19 protein-coding genes, 1 tRNA gene and 1 pseudogene are annotated in these 20,586 nt (G+C 62.9%); 17 read left to right on the top strand and 4 right to left on the bottom strand.

The genetic code is table 11. The features are described 5' to 3' along the window. Window positions 1-4 precede the first annotated feature (4 nt). From IPI56_06900 to IPI56_06825, 16 genes are all read left to right on the top strand, one after another. Window positions 5-409, top strand: coding sequence for a hypothetical protein (locus IPI56_06900; GenBank protein ID MBK7545453.1), 405 nt, complete (start codon window positions 5-7; stop codon window positions 407-409). A gap of 122 nt (window positions 410-531) precedes the next feature. Continuing rightward, the gene (locus IPI56_06895; protein ID MBK7545452.1) at window positions 532-2,382 is read left to right on the top strand and encodes a discoidin domain-containing protein; all 1,851 of its coding nucleotides are present in this window, start codon (window positions 532-534) and stop codon (window positions 2,380-2,382) included. Window positions 2,383-2,411: 29 nt separating this feature from the next. Further along, window positions 2,412-2,777, top strand: coding sequence for a hypothetical protein (locus tag IPI56_06890; GenBank protein ID MBK7545451.1), 366 nt, complete (start codon window positions 2,412-2,414; stop codon window positions 2,775-2,777). Window positions 2,778-2,961: 184 nt separating this feature from the next. Next, complete coding sequence (locus tag IPI56_06885; protein ID MBK7545450.1) at window positions 2,962-3,951, top strand: transposase; 990 nt, start codon at window positions 2,962-2,964, stop codon at window positions 3,949-3,951. 454 nt (window positions 3,952-4,405) lie between these two features. Next, the gene (locus IPI56_06880; GenBank protein MBK7545449.1) at window positions 4,406-4,960 is read left to right on the top strand and encodes a hypothetical protein; all 555 of its coding nucleotides are present in this window, start codon (window positions 4,406-4,408) and stop codon (window positions 4,958-4,960) included. 12 nt (window positions 4,961-4,972) lie between these two features. Beyond that, window positions 4,973-7,024, top strand: a complete 2,052-nt coding sequence (locus IPI56_06875; protein MBK7545448.1) for a hypothetical protein — start codon at window positions 4,973-4,975, stop codon at window positions 7,022-7,024. Beyond that, on the top strand, window positions 7,024-8,556 hold the full coding sequence (locus tag IPI56_06870) for a type II/IV secretion system protein (protein MBK7545447.1): 1,533 nt from the start codon (window positions 7,024-7,026) through the stop codon (window positions 8,554-8,556). Before IPI56_06875 ends, IPI56_06870 begins: the two co-directional genes overlap by 1 nt. Next, the gene (locus tag IPI56_06865; protein MBK7545446.1) at window positions 8,556-9,746 is read left to right on the top strand and encodes a type II secretion system F family protein; all 1,191 of its coding nucleotides are present in this window, start codon (window positions 8,556-8,558) and stop codon (window positions 9,744-9,746) included. The genes IPI56_06870 and IPI56_06865 overlap by 1 nt, the downstream gene beginning before the upstream one ends. Before the next feature lie 10 nt (window positions 9,747-9,756). Continuing rightward, window positions 9,757-10,200: a type II secretion system major pseudopilin GspG gene (gspG, locus tag IPI56_06860; GenBank protein MBK7545445.1), complete on the top strand. Its 444-nt coding sequence runs from the start codon at window positions 9,757-9,759 to the stop codon at window positions 10,198-10,200. Further along, window positions 10,187-10,633, top strand: a complete 447-nt coding sequence (locus IPI56_06855) for a hypothetical protein (protein MBK7545444.1) — start codon at window positions 10,187-10,189, stop codon at window positions 10,631-10,633. Before gspG ends, IPI56_06855 begins: the two co-directional genes overlap by 14 nt. Then, window positions 10,623-10,967: a prepilin-type N-terminal cleavage/methylation domain-containing protein gene (locus IPI56_06850; GenBank protein MBK7545443.1), complete on the top strand. Its 345-nt coding sequence runs from the start codon at window positions 10,623-10,625 to the stop codon at window positions 10,965-10,967. Before IPI56_06855 ends, IPI56_06850 begins: the two co-directional genes overlap by 11 nt. After that, on the top strand, window positions 10,964-11,473 hold the full coding sequence (locus IPI56_06845) for a prepilin-type N-terminal cleavage/methylation domain-containing protein (protein MBK7545442.1): 510 nt from the start codon (window positions 10,964-10,966) through the stop codon (window positions 11,471-11,473). Before IPI56_06850 ends, IPI56_06845 begins: the two co-directional genes overlap by 4 nt. Beyond that, the gene (locus IPI56_06840) at window positions 11,470-12,354 is read left to right on the top strand and encodes a general secretion pathway protein GspK (GenBank protein MBK7545441.1); all 885 of its coding nucleotides are present in this window, start codon (window positions 11,470-11,472) and stop codon (window positions 12,352-12,354) included. The genes IPI56_06845 and IPI56_06840 overlap by 4 nt, the downstream gene beginning before the upstream one ends. Continuing rightward, a complete protein-coding gene (locus IPI56_06835) occupies window positions 12,351-13,670 on the top strand; it encodes a hypothetical protein (protein ID MBK7545440.1) in 1,320 nt (439 codons plus the stop codon). Before IPI56_06840 ends, IPI56_06835 begins: the two co-directional genes overlap by 4 nt. Further along, a complete protein-coding gene (locus IPI56_06830; GenBank protein ID MBK7545439.1) occupies window positions 13,667-14,152 on the top strand; it encodes a hypothetical protein in 486 nt (161 codons plus the stop codon). The genes IPI56_06835 and IPI56_06830 overlap by 4 nt, the downstream gene beginning before the upstream one ends. 95 nt (window positions 14,153-14,247) lie before the next feature. Further along, window positions 14,248-14,321 (top strand) — tRNA-Met (locus IPI56_06825). Here the strand turns inward: IPI56_06825 and IPI56_06820 are convergent. Continuing rightward, on the bottom strand, window positions 14,281-15,042 hold the full coding sequence (locus tag IPI56_06820) for a hypothetical protein (protein MBK7545438.1): 762 nt from the start codon (window positions 15,040-15,042) through the stop codon (window positions 14,281-14,283). The genes IPI56_06825 and IPI56_06820 overlap by 41 nt on opposite strands. A 405-nt stretch (window positions 15,043-15,447) precedes the next feature. After that, window positions 15,448-15,960, bottom strand: a pseudogene (locus tag IPI56_06815) (recombinase family protein). Between the two features lie 310 nt (window positions 15,961-16,270). Here IPI56_06815 and IPI56_06810 point away from each other — a divergent pair. Then, window positions 16,271-16,840 (top strand): hypothetical protein, encoded by a 570-nt coding sequence (locus IPI56_06810; GenBank protein ID MBK7545437.1) that lies wholly within the window; start codon window positions 16,271-16,273, stop codon window positions 16,838-16,840. Window positions 16,841-19,378: 2,538 nt separating this feature from the next. Here IPI56_06810 and IPI56_06805 read toward each other — a convergent pair. Continuing rightward, a complete protein-coding gene (locus tag IPI56_06805; protein MBK7545436.1) occupies window positions 19,379-20,209 on the bottom strand; it encodes a thermonuclease family protein in 831 nt (276 codons plus the stop codon). Next, on the bottom strand, window positions 20,202-20,510 hold the full coding sequence (locus tag IPI56_06800) for a DUF1232 domain-containing protein (protein MBK7545435.1): 309 nt from the start codon (window positions 20,508-20,510) through the stop codon (window positions 20,202-20,204). Before IPI56_06800 ends, IPI56_06805 begins: the two co-directional genes overlap by 8 nt. Window positions 20,511-20,586: the final 76 nt, after the last annotated feature.

Genomic DNA, 20,586 nt, shown 5'->3' with positions numbered 1-20,586 from the left:
TCTAATGATAAAAAAAATATTGATTACAATTCTGTTGTTTTTGTCGCCGAATTTTAGCCAAGCGATCATGTTGCGCCCTAAGGATTACAAGAGGATGTCCGTTGATGAAATAAGAAAATTTTTTCTTCAGCGCACCCCCATTGGGAGCACACGGAAAGATGTGGAGCATTTTATCCAACAAGAGCTGCATAAGAAGTTTAAGGTTCATAATTTCGCAATAGGATTAAAACCTGGATCCTATGCCGTCCCAATCGAAGATGGAGACTTCACGATGGAAGCCCCTTTGACATCCTATGGTTTTGTGAAGCATTTGTTCCTAGGAGAGCATCTGGTGGATGGTTTTTGGTTGTTCACTAAGGAAGGCATACTGAAGGATTTTCAAGTGCTACGACACTGGGATGGAGTTTGAATTGGAGGAGCAGGGGACGTTGTGGACCTCCCCCGAGAGAAAAAAGGGTCAGCATAAAAGAGGGGTCAGGTCTTGCAATACAATATCCGGAGTGTTGTTTTGGGAAAGAGCAGGGGACGTTGTTGACTAATCAACTAAATTGGCCGGACATCCGTGCGTGGGGGTCGACGGAGGGGGCGAGCCTGCCGGCGGCGCACGCTGTGGACGGGGACGAGCGGACGCGGTGGGCGGGGCAGGCGATCGACCCGCAGTGGCTGGCGGTGGATTTCGGGGAGACGCGAGCGTTCGACACGGTGCGGCTGGTGTGGGAGGTGGCGTACGGGAAGGATTACCTGGTGCAGGTGTCGACGGACAAGGCGAACTGGACGATTGTTGGGGCGGTGACGGGCGGGGACGGGGGCGTGGACGAGGTGGCTGTAGGCCCGCAGGCGGCGCGGTATTTGCGGGTGTACGGGCTGGCGCGTGGGACGGCGTGGGGGTATTCGCTCTATGAGCTCGACGCGTACGGCCCCGCGGACCCTGTCCAAGAGACCTTGGTGGGGAGCTACGGGGAGGGAACGGCGAGCGGGGAAATCATGGGGCTGACGAACGTGGGGGCGATCGTGGCGGCGATTCAAAGCCATCGGAACCAGATATTGAAGGATGGGAACGGGAACATGGTGATCGCGCGGGACAAGTGGATCGCGTACGATTACGAGAATCGGCCTGTGAAGGTGGTGACGGCGGAGGGGAGCGTCACGGAATACGCCTACGACGCGGAGGGGCAGCGGGTGAAGGTGACGGGGGCGGGGGGAACGACGTACTTTGTGGGGACGGTGTACGAGGAGCGGGGGACGGAGCGGATCCGATACGTCCACGCGGGGGGACAGCGTGTGGCGCAGGTGAGCAGCGCGGCGGGGACGAGCTACTTCCACGTGGACCAGCTGGGGAGCGTGAGCGCGCTGACGAACGGGGCGGGGGCGGTGACGCGGACGATGGCGTACACGCCGTTCGGTGGGAGTTTCGAGGCGGGGGGGAGCGGGGAGACGGCGTGGCGGTTCACGGGGCAGCGGCAGGATGACGGGACGGGGCTGTATTATTTCAACGCGCGGTACTACGACCCGGCGCTGGGACGGTTCATCACGCCGGACACGATGGTGCAGGCGCCGTATGATCCCCAAACATTAAACAGATACACCTATTGCCGGAACAACCCGGTCAATCTGGTGGATCCCAGCGGCAATAGTTTTTCTTTGAATCGGACGATTAATAGGGTTGGTAAAAGTCTGAAGCGGCTTAACCAGAATATGTACAGAACATGGCACGGTTTTGAAATAGTCACGGACACCGTCGGATATGCTTTCCAGAAAAAGAATCCCGGGGTGAATATCAATATTTATGTCGAAGGGGATATCCCCTTCGGTGGTGCGGGTGATGGCGAGGGGGAGGATGACGGAGATGGGGGAATGTTTCCCCCAAGCCTTCAACCGCAGCCCATTTTTATTCCCCTCACATCAATGCCCCTATTGCTGGCCGATTCCCGCGATTGGGTAAGCGATGCGCACGCGGCTCTGATTCCCGAGAGTCCCAGGGTGGTGGATATCCTAATAATGAACCCAATGGCTTTTTATGGGGCCTATAAGCTTTCGGCGCAGATCGGCGAGGAATCCGCCCAATGGTACGCCGAACGCTATGTCGCGGGTGGGAACCTCGGGCACCTCATTGGGGGGGTCGCATCATCGGCCTGGACACCGGACACCGCTGGGTGGACGGCGGGAACCTTGGCGATGGGTTGGGGGGCTGCGGGATGGGCCGCGAGGACAGGGCCAATTATAGGGTGGCGAGGTGGGGAGATCGTTCTTGAAAAAGGTGGAAACAGATTCTTTCGTTTGAATCCATTTGGTAATTGGCGGGGAAAAACTTGGAAGGAAAAAATCCCGCACTACCATCGGAGACCAGGAATTGGAAAACATCGACCATGGGAAGGATGGTGATAAATATGGAACCACGGTTTCCTATATTTTTGAAAGATAAAGACGGTTGGATGTATTTGATTGATTCAGCCGCGAATTTGGGTCGGCTTGAGTGTGTTGATGTTGAGGAGAAGGAATACACCGGGTGGGACGTTGATGGGAGACATATCGGATTGGGAATGAACGGCGATGAAATAACATCGACTTTAATCGGTGACGGTGTTCAATGCCTAGACGAATTGGCAAAATCAATTATCGATTTTGCCAATAAAATGGGACCCAAGGGAGATCAATTCCATGTGAAGAATGTTAAAGACGTTTTGGAATTATTTTCCATTGCTGAAAAACATGCCAATAAATCGAAGTTGTGGAACCGATTTTTGAGTTTTATAGGGTGGCCCACTAGAAGGGAGTGAGGTCGAGGGCGGGAACCTCGCTCGGGCACCTCATTGGCGGGTTGCATCATCGAGCGGGGAAATCATGGGGCTGACGAACGTGGGGGCGATCGTGGCGGCGATTCAAAGCCATCGGCGAAGTTTAAGGGACGGTCTTACTTAATTACCTATTGAGGAATTCTTCTTGGTTCGGTAAAGTTTGTCCATGCCACGACAAGCACGTATCCACACACCGGGGCTGTTGCACCATGTGATCAGCCGGGGGCTTAACCGGGGCTTAATCTTTAAAAGCGTCGAGGATTATCGGGATTTTATTGAGCGCATCGGCCCCTGCCTGGAGAAATCCCCCAACCAGATCCTGGCCTGGGCCTTGATGCCGAACCATTTTCATCTCCTTGTGCGCAGCGGGACAGGCGGGATCACCTCATTCATGCGCCGCCTCATGAGCGGCTATGCCAATGCATTCAATGCCCGGCACAAAAGATCCGGCTACCTGTTCCAGAACCGCTACAAATCGATCGTTTGTGAAGAAAGCGCCTATCTCATGGAACTGGTCCGATATATACACCTCAACCCCCTGCGAGCGGGCCTGGTCAAGGGCCTCCATGAACTGCGACGTTACCCCTACGCCGGCCATGGGGTGATTATGGGAACCTTTCGCTATGACTGGCAGGAACGGGATGAAGTGCTGGGCCTGTTTGGGAAAACGGAGGCCACGGCTACCCGTCGTTATGCAGAATTTGTGGGGGAGGGGGTGAGCCTTGGACGACGGCCTGATCTTGTGGGCGGCGGTCTTAAGAAAAGCCACGGAGGTGTGTGCTCCCCCAAAAGTGACCGGGAGTGTTACGACAGCCGCATCCTGGGAAGCGGATCTTTTGTGGAAAGTCTGCTGAGTCAGGAAGAGAAGGCGGAACGGAGATCGCGGGATGCCCGGCGTGGGGGATGGGATCGCCTGGTTAAGGCTGTGGCGCAAAGGCAAGGCGTGGAACCCGCCGTTCTTTTCCAGAAAGGGCGCCGGCAAACGGTGTCTGACGGCAAGGCTATGTTGATCTATGCGGGGGTTACGCTCTTTGGGAAGACGAACAAGAAGATGGCCGCCATGACCCGCATGGCCGAACCTCCCGCCAGCCGGGCCCGCCAACGGGGGAAGGCCATATTGGAAAAGTCGGGGATTCTGTCCGAGTTAGGTAATTAGGTAAGACCGTCCCCTTTTCCGGCAGACGTTGTACTTCCCCTCGTGGTGGTACGGGTGGGAGAGCTTTCACGACGTGGACGTGCCCGTGGATCTAAACCCGGGCCCGGTGAACACGATTCGGTTGCTCAATTCAAAGGTGCAAAGCGGATTGAACATCGACCGCTACACGGTTCTCGGGGCGCAATAAAGCCGGGGGGAAACCCCCCGGGACGGGTTGGCCGGTATCCCAACCGGTCGGTGGGAAGGCGCCAGAAAACAGACTTGCCGACGGTATAAAATATTATAAGTAGTTGTAATGCCCCCATGCATCGTGGGCGGTTCAGAGAGTGCCGCGGCCGGTGACCTGCCCCGAATAATTGAGCCGATGGCGCGTCGAATTCCGGTGTAACAATCAACCGCAGCGCCTCGCCCGCTACGTGCATTGGCCGGTGGGTCAAAAGGCTATAATATAAGAATGAATTTTATCAGGAAGGGCCGAGCCCTAATCTTTAGGGCACCTTTTACGTTTCCCTCGTGGGCGGACCGGCTCGGAATCGGCGATGGGTGGCGGGCGCTGAACGCCTTATTGGTCCTGTTGCTCGGTGTTTTGGCGGTGGGGTGGATGGTGACGTTGTGGGGGCCACCCGGGAAATCGTCCGAGGAGAGCGCGCCGTTCGCCGGCGCCGGGGAGTGGGCGTCGGCCAACATATCCCCACCGGCTCCAACCGCTCGACGCAATATCTTCGCGTCGGTGTACGCCCCGCCCGCGGCGAAGCCGGCGCCGGCGACACCCCCCATCCCGGCGGCTCCGCCCCCTCCCAAAATGACGATCTCGGAACGAGTCGGTCATTGGCGGCTGGTGGGCGTGTTGCCCGGACCGCCGGTCCAGGCCATCATCGAAGACCTCCGCGCCCAGCGCACCTACGACGTGACGGCGGGCCAGACGGTGGAGGGAGTGACCATCGGAGAAATCCGCGAGGGGAGCGTCTTGCTTTTGGTTGAAGAGGAACGGTTTGAACTTTCTTTGTAAGCGGGGGATTTCATGAATCGATGGACGCGCGTGACCCTTTGTCTTTTCTTCGCGGCGACGACGGCCTTGGCCGCGGTGTCGAAAGAGGAGTGGGCCCGCTTTACGCTGGGGCGGGGTTTCAAACCGGGCAAGACGGCTTCCATGGATCAATGGAACGCGTTTTTGGGCGCGTTGACGGCCGGCAACGCCCCCGATGTCGAGGCGGGGTGGAGCGCTTTAGCCGCCAAGCACGGGTTTAATTCGCGGCCCAGCTACGGTGACGCGGAGTGGGCCGCCGTGCTGGAGGCTGTTCAAAGCGGCGGAAAGATCAAGACCCCGGCGGCTCCCGCCCCCGCGCCGACGGCGCAAGACACGCCGGTCGTCACGCCCTCGCCGGCGCCGGCGGCCCTCTCGCCGATGTTGACCCCGCCCGCTGTGGGAAGCACGGCGCCGACGCAGGTTCCCGCGGGGGCGCCCGCGGCCGCGCCCCCGCGCGCGGAGGAGGCGCCCTCGACCTCCACCGCGACCGCGACGGTCATTGAGCCCAAGCCCGCCGCGGCGACGGCCCTGCCCAAAATCTCGCTGGACTTGCGCGAAATGGATATCGTTGAGGTGTTGAAGATCCTGTCGCGGCAGTCGGGGTTAAACATCGTGGTGGGCAAAAACGTCGCCGCGCGGGTGACGGTCTTTATGAAGAATGTGGATTTTTGGGACGCGTTGCGGATCATCTTGGAGTCCCGGGATTTGGCCTACGCCGGGACGGGCGATTTGGTGACCGTGATGACGGCCCAGGATTACGAACGGACCTACGGTCGGGCGTTCGCCGCGCGCACGGAGTTCCGCGCGTTCGGCTTGAAACACGCCCGCGCGGCCCACGCCAAGACGTTGTTGGAGCCTTTCCGCAGCCGGGTGGGCACGTTGGTCGTCAACGAAATCACCAACACCCTGCAGGCGGAGGACACGCCCGACGCCTTGGCGCGGATGGAGAAGATGATCGCGGAGTTTGACCGGCCGGTGGCGACCCGGGTGTTCGCCGTCAATCACGGTTCGGTGGAGGACATCCTGCCCAAGCTGACGCCGCTGGTCAGCCGGGATTACGGCAACGTGCAGGCCGATAAACGCACCAACACCATCGTGATGACCGACAACCCCGCCCGCTTGGACGAGGCGGCGCGGCTGATCGAATCTTTCGACGTGAGGGATCGGGCGGTGTTGATCGAGGCCAAGATCGTGCAGGTTCTTTTGAACGACGATTTCCAGTGGGGCGTCAATTGGCAGTACGTTTTCGACCGGGTGGCGGGCAACTCGCGCAACTCGCCCATCACGGGGTCGGTCTCGAGCAACCTGTTGACGGTGCCTTTGGCCCAGGTCACGCCGGACGCCGCGGGGCGCGTGACGGCCAAGGGGGTGACCGGCAACGTGAAGATCACCCGGTTGCCCCACGGGGCCGACTTCTCGTCGGTTCTCAATTTCCTGGAAACGATGGGGAAGACCAACATCTTGTCTTCGCCGCGCGTGATGGCCCTCAACAACCAGGAAGCGCGCATCCACGTGGGGACGAAAGAGCCCATCTTGACCCGCAACATCGTGAACGCGGGCAGTTCGACCACGCAGCCGATCGTGACGGAGGACGTCAAGTTTGAACCGGTGGGGGTGTCGCTGACGGTGACGCCGAAGATCGGGGCGGACGGATTCATCTCCATGAAGATCCGGCCGGAGGTGAGCGCCCTGGAGTCGACCTTGACGACGGAGAACGGCAGTTCGATCCCGATCATCCGTCTGTCCGAGGCGGAGAGCAGCGTGTTGATCAAGGACGGCGCCACGGTGGTGATCGGCGGGTTGATCGAAGACCGCGCGGAGATGACGAATTCGCACGTGCCCATTTTGGGACGGATCCCGCTGGTGGGCCTGCCTTTCCGGGGAAAAAAGAAAAGCACGGTCAAATCCGAATTGGTCATCTTTTTGACGCCGCGCATCGAGAGCGGCGAGGTGGATTCGTCGGAGGTGGAAGTGTATCTGCCGCCCTATGAGAAAACTTTGAACCGCGCGCCCAAACGGCGCAAGGGCCGGGCGAAGGAATCCTGATGGCGTCGGAAAAGCCCGCCGGGGAGACGGCCTTCGGGGTCCGCGTCGATCTGGCGGGGGTGACGCCCGACCCGACGGCGCTGGGCGCCGTGCCCGCCCGCGTCGCCCATCATTACGGGTTGTTCCCTTACGGTTGGGAGGGCGATCGCTTGAAGGCGGCCGTGGCGGAAATCCCCGACGCGGCCAAAAGGGACGAGTGGCGGTTCGTCTTGAAGCGCGAGGTGGTCCCCGTGTTGGCCGCGCCGGCGGAGATCCTCCAGGCGCTCAAAAGCCACTACGGGATCGGCGCCGAGACCGTGGCGCGGATGCCGGACGCGGGGCCGCGCGTGGACGTTTCTCGGCGGCGGGACGACTTGGACGCGGCGGAGGACGCCTCGGTCGTCAAAATCGTCAACCAGTTGTTGCTTGAGGCCCACGAGAACCGGGCCACCGACATCCACCTGGAACCCTATGAGAACGATTTCCGCGTGCGGTACCGGATCGACGGCGTTCTCTACGACGCGAAAACCGCCGAAGGCCTGAGAGGGCACCGGGCGGCCATCGTGTCGCGGATCAAGATCATGGCCGAGCTCTCCATCGCCGAAAAGCGCCTGCCCCAAGACGGACGGTTGCGGGTGCGTGTGGGCGGGCAGGATTTGGATTTGCGCGTGTCGACCCTTCCCACCCCGTTCGGGGAGAGCGTGGGCATACGCCTTTTGACCCGCCGGCAGTTCTTGGATTTGCGGCATTTGGGTTTCGAGGACGCCGACACGGGAACGCTCGCCGCCCTCCTGGAAAAGCCGCACGGCATCGTTTTCCTCACCGGCCCGACGGGCAGCGGCAAAACCACCACGCTTTACGCTTTCCTGAATCAAATCAACCAACCGGACAAAAAAATCGTCACCATCGAGGACCCCATCGAGTACGAGATGAAGGGCATCACCCAGGTGCAAGTGCATCCCGCCATCGGGTTGACGTTCGCCCAGGGGTTGCGTTCCATGCTGCGCCACGACCCCGACGTCATGATGGTGGGCGAGGTGCGGGATCTGGAGACGGCGGAGATCGCCGTGCGCGTGGCCTTGACCGGCCATTTGGTGTTTTCCACGCTGCACACCAACGACGCCGCTTCCGCCGCCACGCGGTTGCAGGACATCGGCGTGGAACCCTATTTGATCGCTTCGTCGGTGCTCTGCGTCATCGCCCAGCGGTTGGTGCGGGTGATTTGCGCCGAGTGCCGGGAGGCCGTTCCGCCGCCTCCGGAGATGGCGCGGGATTTGGCGGACGGCCCCGATGTTCCGAAGGCTTTTCGAGGGCGCGGCTGTCCCGCCTGCAAAGGCACGGGCTACCGCGGCCGGACGGTGATTTATGAAATGTTGCCCATGACGGACGCCCTGCGGGGGATGATCGCCGACCGTCGGCCGGCGCACGCTTTGCGCGAGGAGGCCCTGCGGGGCGGCATGCGCCCCCTGCGGCGATCCGGATGGCGCAAGGTGCTCGACGGAACGACCACCGCCGACGACGTGATGCGGGCGACGCTGCAAGAAGGGCTCTGATGCCCGCGTTTCGTTACAGCGGGAAAACGGCGCCCGGCAACGTCCGGCGGGGCGTGCTGGAGGCCGGGGACCGCGCCGCGGCGCTGGCGAAACTGGCGGACGACGGCTGTTTTCCAACGGTGCTGGAGGAAATACCTCCGGCGCGGGGGGCCGAAAGCGCGCCCTTCTCCGCGAGCGAGCTCGGCGCGTTCACCCGCGGCCTCGCGGACCTCTTGGACGCGGGGTTGGCCCTGCCGCAAGCCTTAAAAACCGTGGAACGGCAGGCGGCGTCGCCCCGACTGGCCGGCATCACGGCGGACCTGCGCGGGCGGGTGGAAGGCGGGATGTCTTTGGCCGCGGCGCTCTCGGCGCAGGGGAAACATTTTTCCGACGTTTACATCGGCATGGTGCGGGCGGGGGAGACGGGCGCCCACCTGTCGGACGCGCTCACCCGATTGGCGGACATGGCCGATCAGGACGAGGAGCTGGCCGCGCGGGTCAAAACCGCTTTGGCCTATCCCCTGTTGGTGTTGGCGACCGGCGGCGCGACGGTTCTTTTTTTGGTTTTGTACGTGGTGCCGAAATTGGCGGGGGTGTTTGAGGACATGGGTCAATCCCTGCCGTTGGTTACGCGCATCCTGGTGGTGTTGAGCCGCGGGGCGCGATCGGGGGCGGGGTTGTTCGCGTTGGCGGGCGGATTGGTTGCCGTCGGCCTAACTTGGCGGGCGGGACGGATGGATTGGGCGCGGCTCGGTCGGTGGTTGGCGCGGGGACCCTGGGTGAGGGACTTGGCGCGGGACGCGGGATTGGCGCGGTTTGCGAGGACCCTCTCGGTTCTTCTCGCGGGGGGTATCCCGTTGCTGGAGGCCTTGCGCGCCGCGGCGGACGTCGGGGGCGATTCCGCCCTGCGCGGCCGGGCGGACGAGGCGCGGCGTCGCGTCGCCCAGGGGCAGGGTTTGGCGGACGGCTTTGCGGCGGCGGGGTTCCCGGCGGAAATGGTCCACCGGGTGGCCGTGGGGGAAGAAGGGCGGCGGTTGATTCCGGCCTTGGAGAAGGTTGCAACGGCCCTTGAACGGCGGCGCGACCGATCGCTCAAGGTGTTTGTGGCGCTGTTGGAGCCGATGCTCATCCTGGGCGTGGGCGGGGTGATCGCGGCGATTGTTTTGGGAATGTTGCTGCCGATTTTTCAGCTGTCATCGTTCATCGGGTAAGGGAGATTTTATGGATCGACGGAGGGACGCGGGTTTCACGCTGGTGGAAATGCTGGCTGTGGTCGTCATCATCGCGGTGCTGGCGGCGATGGTGGTTCCCCGATTCGCCGGACGGTCGGAAGAGGCGCGCCGGTCGGCCGCCTCGGCCGACATCCACGCCAACCTCGCGGGAGCCCTCGATTTGTTTGAACTCGACAACGGGTTTTACCCCACCACCGCCCAGGGGCTGGAGGCCCTCCGGACCGAGCCGAGCGTTTCTCCCGCGCCGCCCCGCTGGAAGGGGCCGTACATCAAAAAGCGCGGCGCTTTGAACGATCCGTGGGGACGGGCCTACGTCTACATCGCGCCGGGCGCGCGCAACAAAGGCGACTACGATCTCTCGTCGGCCGGCGCCGACGGCGCGCCGGACACGCCCGACGACATCACCAATTGGAGCGGCGATGACCCGTCGTGACCGGGGCGTGACGCTGGTGGAGGTGACGCTGGCGATCCTTTTGTTGGCCGCTTTCGTCGGGTGGGCGGCGCCGTCCCTGCGGCGCGGCGTGCGGCGGTTTGAGGAGGAGCGCGCCGTCGACCTTGTGCTCGCGGCCGCCGCGGACGCCCGGCGGATCGCGGTGGACCGGGGAACGACGTGCCGACTCGATCTGGAGGCGGAAGGGGATCGTTTCCGACTGGTTTGTTGGGACGCGGCGAACGGGACCTACGTCGACGCGGGGGCGCGGGCGCGCGTGTTGCCGACGGGCCTGCGCGCGGAGGGCCCCGTCGCGGGGGCGTTGTTTTTCCCCGACGGTTCGGCGGACGCGGGGGAGTGGCGGTGTCTGCGGGGAGGGGAAACGGTGGGGCGGGTGTCGGTGGACTCTTTCCTGGGCGAGAGCCGTGCGATCTGACGATTCGGGTTTTGTTTTAACGGAACTGCTGCTGGCGGCGGCTGTGTTGGGGCTGGGGTTGGTGGTTTTTTATCAAACGTTGGGCGGCGCGCGCCGTCTCTCCGCCCGCGGGCACGACCGTCTGGTCGCTCAAGGGGCGTTGCAGGACGCCGTGTCCCGCGGCGAGGCGCGGACGCCCGATGAAGAGCCCGCGGCGGCGCCGGGCCTCTTGAGCCCGGAATGGAACGTTCAGCCGCGCGACGTGGCGGGCCACGCGATTCGGAACATCCGTTTGTCTTGGTCGACCGGGCGGCACACGGACGAACTGGAATTGGACGCGGTGCCCAGGCCGTGAGACGGTGGCGCGGCGTGACGTTGATTGAAATGCTGGTGGCCATGGGCGTGGCCGCTGTCCTGACGGTCTCCTTGGCGGGCGTCCTGCGGGGGGCCGTTTCCGCTTGGCGGGATTTGCGACGCCAGGCGCGCTTGGACCAACGGGCGCGCGTGGTGTTGGACCGGCTGGGATTGGACGCTCGAAACCGCCTGCCATTTCCCGCCGCGCCCGAGGGAAAGGAAGAGGATCGACTCGTTCTGTTCACCACGGCGGTCGGGCCTTCCCCCGGGACCGATTCGGGCAGGGAAACCCGCTTCGTCCGCGTGACGTGGCGGACGCGGGACGTGGACGGCGTGTCGACGGTCGAGCGGGAAGAGGAACCTCTCTCGCCGACGCCCGAGGCGCTGCCGCCCCGCCGAAGCGCGGTCCCGGGACGTCTTCGGTTTCAACACACCGGCCGGATCGGGGTTCTTTTGGAATTGACGGAGGATGGCGTGACGGCGCGTTACGCGACCGGCTTTCCATGACCCAGCGGCCCTCCCGGAACGGCGGTTCGGTCCTGGTCGCCGCGTTGTGGCTTGTGTCGCTTTTGGGCCTCGTCGGACTTTCGCTGTCGTCGGCGGCGCGGGAGAGCGCCCGATTGACCGACCGCCGGTGGAAGACGGCTCGGCGAAACCAGGAAGCGAAGAAGGCCGTTCTTCTTTTGGAAAGTCTGTGGGCGGCGTCCACGGCTTCCGTCACCACGGCCGGGGAATTGGCGCGGTGGTCGGCGGAGGCGGGGGAGGGCGTCTCGATTTTGGATGAATCGTCGCGAATTAACCTCAACACGGCGTCCACGGACACCCTGCGACGCCTCCTGGGCTCGGACACGGCCGCGGCGGGCGTCGGCGATTGGCGCGACGCGGACGATCGCCCCCGTTTTGACGGAGCCGAAAAAACCTACTACGCGTCTTTGGGCCGGCCGTACCCGTGCCACAACGGCCCCTTGGCCGCGGTCGAGGAACTTTTGCTGATCAAGGGCGTGACGCCCGCCCTGTACGAGCGGGTGAAGGAGCGGGTCACCGTCTGGGGCGACGGGAAGATCAACCTCAACACCGTTTCGTCGGACACGTTGCGGGATCTGGGTTTCTCCGCCGGGACGGCTGAAAGAGTGGCGGCCTTCCGCCGGGGACCGGACGGACGGTGGGGAACGGTGGACGACGGCGTGTTTCGGCGCCGGAACGAGGCGCCTGATTTTTTGCCGGAAAATGAACTCCGACGGTGGAATGCCCTGGCGCCGTTTCTTTCGGTGCGCGGGAGCGCTTATCGATTGGATTTCCCCGCGTCGGCAGGCGTTCCCCGGTTGCGGGTGGTGGTGACGACGGACGGAAAGGGGATCGGCGCGTGGAGAGAGGGAGGCGGCGGATGACGACGGGACGACGGCGCGGGGGGGAGCCCCGCCTGGGCGTTGTTGTGCGGGGGGCGCGGTGGACGGTGGCGTCCTCCGGCGAAGGGGCCCCCGCGGTTTTTGACCTGCCGGCGGAAGACGCGGCCGGGGCTTTTCGGGCTTTTTTGCGCGCGCACGGTTTTTCGGCTCGACGCGCCGTTTTGGTCCTGCCGCAACGCCTGGCCGTCTGCCGGGTTTTGGATTTGCCGTCCCGGAACGAGCGTGAAATCGCCTCCATGGCGGTCCTCCAGGCGGGGCGACTGCTGCCCCTGTCGCCGGAGGAGATCGCCACCGGCCACCGTCTCCTCCGAAGGAACGTCGATGGGACATCCCGCGTTTTGTTGATGGTGGTTCGCCGGTCCGAAATTCAAACCGCCTTGGCGCTTTGCGGCGAAGCGGGGCTGGCGGTCGAATCCATCCTCCTCGACCTGCTTGTGGCGGCCGGCGCGACGGCGGACGGCGTCGTCGTCCGGGTGGTTCCCGGCGAGGCGCAAATCGGCGTTTGGGAAAACGGCGCGCCCGTGATGCTCCGGGGATTCCCCTGGGGTGGGGACGCCGCGGATCTGGCCGCGGAGGTGTCCGCCTCTTTGTCCGCCCTCCGTCGAGCAGAGCCGGGCCGCGGGTGGGGGTCGATGCGTTTGGCGGGAATCGACGCCGGCTCGGCGGCGGCCGACGCTCTCCGCCGCGCCGCCGACGTTTCCTCGGCGATCGAATGGGAGAAAACGGACCCCGCCGATTTGGCCCTGTCGGCGGCCCGGGGCGCCGTCGGTCCCGGCCTTTTGCCGCGGGAGGAGCGGGAACTTTTGTCGAAGGCGGTCCACCGTCAGGGACGGCGACGTGCCGGTTTCTTGCTGGCGGCGGTTCTCGCCGCGGCGATGGGGCTGGAACTGTTCCGCTCGTTTCGGCGGGAGGATCGTTTGGCCGCCCTGACCCGGGAAGAAAAAAAACTGTCTGCGCTTGTCGCTCCGGTGGCGGGGATGGCCGAGGCCCTCGACCGGCGCGCGGCGGCGACGCGCGAATCCTCCGCCGGGAACATATTGCGGGCGCTGGAAGGCGCTCTGCCCGCCGGCGTTTCCCTAGAACGTCTGGTCTACGAGCGGGGACGGCGCGTCCAGCTTCACGGGGAGGCTCCGACGCTGAACGAATCCCTCGGGGTGGTCGCGGCGCTGGAGAAGACGGGGGTTTTTCGAAATGTCGAGTTGCGCGGGAGCGATGTCGAGCCGAATCAGGGGCGGGAGCGGACAAAATTCCAAGTGGACGGTTCTTTGGGCGATGGGTCTTCGGTGGCGGGGCCATGACCCGCCGCGAACGGGTGGCGGTGTCTCTTGTGATGGTGGTCGGCGGTGTGTTTTTCCTTCAACGATTTCTTTGGGGTCCGCACCGGGATCGCCGGCAATTTTTGGACGCGCAAATCGTCCGGAAGACGGCGCGGATCCGCCGTCTGGAGCGGTTGTGGGCGGCGCGTTCCGCCATCAAGGAGGCTCACAAGCGTTTGTCTCCTGGACAGGGGGCGGCCGTCCTTTCCCGAGAGGATGGGCTGAAAAATGTGGAACGGCTGGCGCGTCGGTGCGGGGTTTCCATACGTGACCTTCGTCCCTTGCCCGGTTCCTCGACGCGAAATATCGAAGTGACCACCGAAGGGGCCTACGGCGCCCTCTCGATTTTCATCGACGCGCTTGAAAACGGATCGCTGGGATTTGGCATCGACAAGTTGACGGTGGATCGCATGGCGGGGGCGTTGCGACCGTTGCGGGCGCGGTTCACCCTTCGATTTGAATAAACCGATGCCGGTGATCCCCCCGTTCATTTCAAACTTTTGGCGCGCTCTTGAATATTGTCTTGACCCCGGCATCGCCGTATTTGCTACAATCCCGTTGCGGGGTGGAGCAGCCTGGTAGCTCGCGAGGCTCATAACCTCGAGGTCGTAGGTTCAAATCCTACCCCCGCAAGATTTCGATCGGTATCTAACCACGAAGAGGAGTCCGTCCCTATGTGGGGGACGGGCTCTTTTTTTTTGCGGGTGGCGGAGTCGTCCGCCGCGAACCCGGAGGACCGGGAAATGTCGGCTGGACGGCCTTCTCCATTCAACGAAGGACGGCGGAGTCCGTCCCCATCCCGACCCGGAGACGTCTCCTCATGATCGGACGACGGACTCTTTTCTCCGTCGGAAAACGACGTCAACGGCAGGGGACGGCGGCCCTCGACCTCGACCGCCTCACCCCCGGAGGAGAGGGCCGGGCGGCGGAGGTCCGCACCGGCATAGACGAACTCCACCGAGATCGTCTTTTGCGAATACTCCACCTTTTTGATCCATCGCCGAACCTCAAGAGTCTTTTCAATTCCGGTTTTGCGCGCATATGCTTTTACAAATGCTTTTAGGTTTTCCTGGAGCTTTTCGGGGGTCAAATCGCCGTTTTCATGGAACGGTTCAAATCCTACCCCCGTACGGGGGCGAGTTTGGTAATTCCTCGAAAAAATGAGGTTTTTGAGGTATTCGGGGTCCATGGAGACCCTCAACATGTCCCTGTAAAACATGTCGCTGAACCTGTCCGCGTTGATTTCCCTCGTTGAACAAGCCTTCCATCCTTTGTGGCTCAAAGACGAACACCGATAGTAAAAATACCGGCGCGGGCCGGACTTGTTCATCTTATCTATAAAGGAAGCGCTCATCGTTGACCCGCACTCCGAACAACGGATGAGGCCCGCGAACGGGAGGACTCGACCGGGGGTTGCTCCTTTTTTCCGGGGCTCCGTTTCGATCAGGGTTTGGACGTGGTTGAAAAGCTCCGCCGAAATGATGGGTTCATGTTTCCCCGGATAGACCTTTTTCTTGTGGACGATATGGCCCGTATAGACCCGGCATTTCAGGACGTGGTAGACGAAGGTGTCGTTAAGCGGCTTGCCGTTTCGGGAAAGGATGGCCTTGTCCGCAAGCATTTTGACGATCTGTTGAACGGAGCGGGATTCGACGTACAGGTCATAAATGGCGCGGATGATGTCGGCCCGTTTCTTTTCAATGGTGATTCTCCCCTCCTGGATTACGTAACCGAAGGGCGCATGACCGCCGGTATAAAGCCCCCTCTGCGCCCGTTGCAAAACCTTGTCGCGGATTCGCTCGGAGGTCAACTCCCTCTCGAATTGGGCGAAGGTCAGCATGATGTTGCGGAGGAGGCGTCCCGCGGGCGTGGAGGTGTCGAAACGTTCCGTCACCGAAATGAACCCCGCGTGATGGGCCTCAAAAAGCTCTATCAACTGGTAGAAATCGCGGGGCGAACGCGTGAGCCGGTCGATCTTGTAAGTGACGACCATATCCACGGAATCGGAACGGATGTCTTGAAGCATCTTTTGAAGGCCGGGCCTGTCCGTGTTGGCCCCCGTGAAACCGGGGTCGGAATAGACTTTCGACAGGACGAAGTTCTCCTGGCTGGCGATGAACGACTTGATGCGTTCCTCCTGGGCCTCGCACGAATTAAATTTCACCTCCGCCTGTTGGTCGGTGGAAACGCGGGTGTAGACCGCGCAACGGACGGGTTTCGCGGGCTTTTGTATTTCGGGGGCGTCGAGGGTCAGCGTATTCGATGTTTTCATTATTGGCTCCTCACTTTTGGATTGCGTCGATAACCGAACATCTTCGTAAAAGATTAACTTTCACCACGGTTTGCCGGTTCCCGAGAACCGGCAAATGGCGGTAGCGGGCCTCTGGATTTCGGGCGCGAAAAAGGGTTCGCTTAGCGGGCCATTGGTTTCCGGGCGCGAAAGCCTTTCCAGCTTTTGACCTTGGTTCGGGTCTTTGATTAGAGAGGATTCCCACCTTCTTGATTTTCTCCTCTTCCCCGGCGGGGAAGAGGCCGGGAGAAGGGCTCCGGCTGTCCCGCCCACGCCGGGGGCGGGAGGCAGGGTGGGGGCTACCTTTTCGGGGTTGGGTTTCGCGCGCGGTGTTGGAATTGAAAAGACTCTTGAGGTTCGGCGATGGATCAAAAAGGTGGAGTATTCGCAAAAGACGATCTCGGTGGAGTTCGTCTATGCCGGTGCGGACCTCCGCCGCCCGGCCCTCTCCTCCGGGGGTGAGGCGGTCGAGGTCGAGGGCCGCCGTCCCCTGCCGTTGACGTCGTTTTCCGACGGAGAAAAGAGTCCGTCGTCCGATCATGAGGAGACGTCTCCGGGTCGGGATGGGGACGGACTCCGCCGTCCTTCGTTGAATGGAGAAGGCCGTCCAGCCGACATTTCCCGGTCCTCCGGGTTCGCGGCGGACGACTCCGCCACCCGCAAAAAAAAAGAGCCCGTCCCCCACATAGGGACGGACTCCTCTTCGTGGTTAGATACCGATCGAAATCTTGCGATAGATGGAAATTCAAAAACCATTATCTTCTCCTTCCCAAATATCGCCCACAACTACTGGGACAATTTCCGCCTCACGCGGGAGTTCTACGTCCGTCCGGCTGAGCCGGTGAACCGCCAAGGGGTGTAGTTGCCCAATTCATTGGGCACCCAAATCGGGCCGCGTTTGAATTCCCCTCGCCCGCGTGCGGGAGAGGGTGCCCCGGACGGGGCAGGAGAGGGCGGACGTTCCCCTCGCCCCTTGGGAGAGGGTGGCCGAAGGCCGGGTGAGGGGCCGATTTTTCCGTCGGGAATTCATCCTTCACCTTTCAAAATTGAATTTGTGACGGTTATACCCGCCGCCTTTCAGCGCGCGACACACCGCGACGCGTCGTCTTCGCTGATCACGCATGACGAGAAGGGACGGCGCTCCGCGCCTCACGATCCCATCAGTCACACCGCCGCATCGTCGTCACTGCGAAGCATGACGAGAGGATGGACAAAGCCGCCGCCTCCCGTTGTCCATCCGACATCCCGCCGCGTCGTCGTTCTTGACGGCGGCGTCATCGTTGGCGGGGACAGAACCCGCCGCCATGTCACGGCGGGAAGGACGCCACAACCACACGCCGACATGATCCCGCCGCCCGTCCTCGTCGTCCCGCCGGATGGATGGACACCGCCGACGGGCGTCGTCTTCGTCCCGGCCGGAGGGATGACGGTCCCGGCTGTCGTCCCCTGGAAAACCGGAAGCCACCGCCGCCGAACGCCGGGACGATCTTTCCCGGCGGCTACGCCGCCGGGGAAAACCCCCGCCCTGTTTCGTGAATCGGGACCGGGGATCGTCATTCGGGCGCGTGGGGATGATCCCGCCCGGTTTCGTTTTCCCGACGGATGGACGCCGCCCGCCGCGAAAACCAGAAGAAGCCATCCCCCGGAAAGAAGCGGGTCCCGCGCCTGGAAAGAAAACCCGGGCGCTTGAGCATGGCTGGGGAAAGGCGGGGCGAACGTGGCGCTCCGCCGGAAAACCCCGGCGCTGTGCCGCTGGCGGGGAGAGGGGACCATCGCCCTGGCGCTCGAACAAAAACCCCGCCCTGTGTCGTCCGGTGGAAAGACAAGGCCGCCCGCCCGGCCCGGCACGAGAAACGTGCGCCGGTCCAGGCGGGCTCGTTGGTCGCTGGCGGTGGAGTCGTCCGGCCGGGAGAGTGACGCTGTCCGCTCCGGTTTTCGGAGAAAACCCCGGCGCTGTGTCTCTGGCGGGGAAAGGGAACCATCGCCCCGGCGCTCGGACAGAAACCCCCGCCCTGTGTCGTCCGGCGGAGAATCCCGGCCGCGGCCCGGCCCGCCACAAGAACCGCGCGGCGGTCCAGGCCGCTCGTCTGGTGCTGGCGGTGGAATCGTCCGGCGGGAAAGTGACGCTGTCCGCTCCGATCTTCGGCCAAACCAAACCACCCCCCCGCAGAGTGTCGCCCTCCCGGACTTGACCCGCCGTCGCCCGGTGCAGGTCACGCCCCCGCCCGCCGTTGGCGGGCCCGCTGTCCGGGCCGGGGGGCCGGGCCGTTGGCCGGTGGCCTTTTGGGGGGGCGCGCGCAAACCTAAACCCAAAGTGGAAGCGGCCCCCCGGCCCGGCCATCGGTGTCGGGGCTGAAAACCGCCCCGACAGGGGTCGTTTAGTTGTGCCTGTCAGGCACTATTTGTTCGGTGTTTTTGGTGCCGTCTCCCAGGCGGGTTTCTCTTCACAGCTCCCAAAAGGTGCGGCGCAACCCGCCGGAGCCATGTGCCGGAATCCGCCGGGGCGGGGGGAAATACTCTGGGGGGGTATTTCGTCCAAAGGGGGGGGTCGCTTCACTACAAAATCAGAAGTGGTTGCCATCGCAAGCTCGGATCTATTTGCGGTGGTCTAAACGCGCCCCCTCCCCCCGGGCTTTGCTCCGTAGTTCCGTCGGTGGGTTTGGGTTCATCTCATCCGCTTTCGTTCGTCTCCGCTTCGTCACCGACGGCCCGGCCAGGTGCGCGGCCAAAAAACGGCCGCGCACGGGGCGGGGGCGCAGCCCACCGGGGCGCAACCCCCCTCCCCCGTGCCCACCCCATGACAATCCCGGCCAGAGGCCGCGCGCAAAATCTGCGCGTAACGTCCTCGACGCACTTGGGCGCACTCGGGCGCGGGAACCATGCGCCGGAGCGCCGCGTCTGCGGGTGGAAAAGCCATCCATTACACGGTGGCCATGCCAGGGCCAGCCGGAAAACCGTCGGCCGCCCGGCTTGGCCGCCAGGGACACCGGGGTCAAGATCAACCCGGCGGCTATCCTCGAATCCTCGTTCCTCTCGGATTCTCGGAAGTCTTCGCCAGTGGCCTCGCCCTCCGGGCTTCGGCCCGGCGCCGTCCAGACTGCTTGGGCTCGCCCTTCGGGGTTGCCCTTGCGGAAACCCTCTCGACGCTCCGCGTCTTGCGGCCTCACCCTTCCAGGGTCTCGGCCTTCTTTCTCGCCGGGGGAAAACCTCCCCGGCCGCGCCCATGACGACGGCTCCCCAACCCCAGGGATCGCCCAGACAGCTCACCCTCGCGCCATCGGCGCGACGGGCTCGCCGTCCGCGCCAACCCCGCGCGACGGCCAAAAAACAAGACGCCGGTGGGGAAACCCTCTCCTCACCGGCGTCTACCTCTGATTTTCTCCGGGCTCCCGCCCGAAAATCAGAAACCCGATACCGCTCTCGCCAACCCCCGGTTTATCAGTTCCTGGTTCAGCCAATTCCCTTCCTCGAATACCTTCTCCCGCGCCATCTCCGGGTCCAGGGTGTAGAAAACATGCGCCACATAACGACCGTGGGCGTCCACCTTCCCCGTCCGAATCACCACCCTCTTGGCCTTCGCCAGTTGGCTCAGGACATACTCTTGGGCCTCCGGCCCGCCGTCTTCACCCAAAGCCGGGGTGTCCACACAGGCCAGCCGGAGCCGCTGTTCCTTCCAGACCTCAAACCCGAGATCGGCCATTACAAGCAGGGTGTCGCCGTCCACGACGCGGAGGATGGTGGCGACGTAGGTAAAGGGGCCGCCAGTCGGGCGGGTCAACTTCTTCCCGCCCTTACCCGACGGGGTGACGGCGGAGTCGTCTTTGACCGCCTCCACGAGCTTTTCGTAACTCCAATGCTCTTTCTCCACTTTCTCGATGTAATAGGCGCGCTCTTTCTCGTTCCCAACGGTCAAGAGGAGACGCCACGACGTCCAAGGGATGGAGCTTTCTGGCGCTCCCTTCTGGTAAAAGTTGTAGAACTGAATGCACCGGACCAGGGTGGAGCGGTCCGTTTTCAGGGCGACCGCCAACTTTTCCATGATGGCATCGCCGTACCCGGCGGTCTCGGTCAACCCCTCTTCCTCGATCCGGCGGCCCACTGCCCAATAGGTCCGCACAAGCTCCATGTTCGCGGCGGTTTTCACCCGCGCCCGGCCCTCGTTGATGATCTTGTTCAAATCATCGACGAGCTTGTTGTATCCCGTCGTCGTCAATACGGAATCTTTAGGCATCTCGCCTCCTCACTACGCTTGGAGTCTCGGAAGCTTCCACCGCCTCCCGACACCGGAGCCTAACATCCTTTGGCACCAGCAGGAACGCGACAAAGAACAACGCCGGGACCACGATCAAATCGTCCAGATATCCCAACACGGGGATGAAATCCGGGATCAAATCCACAGGCGAAAGCAGGTATCCCACCGCCAAACCAAGAAACCATTTGGCAATCTTCGGTGTCGCGGGGTCCTTGAATACCAACCGCCAGACCGCGATTTCATTTTTCAGCCTTCCTTTGCGTTTTCCCACCAAAGGCATCTCGCCTCCTCGCTTCGCTCGGAGTCTCGGAGGACTCCACCGTGGACCTCGCCCTCGGGGCTTCGGCCCGGCGTCG

This window comes from Elusimicrobiota bacterium, assembly GCA_016706425.1.
GTDB lineage: Bacteria > Elusimicrobiota > Elusimicrobia > FEN-1173 > FEN-1173 > JADJJR01.
This window is presented reverse-complemented; position numbering and strand designations above follow the sequence as displayed.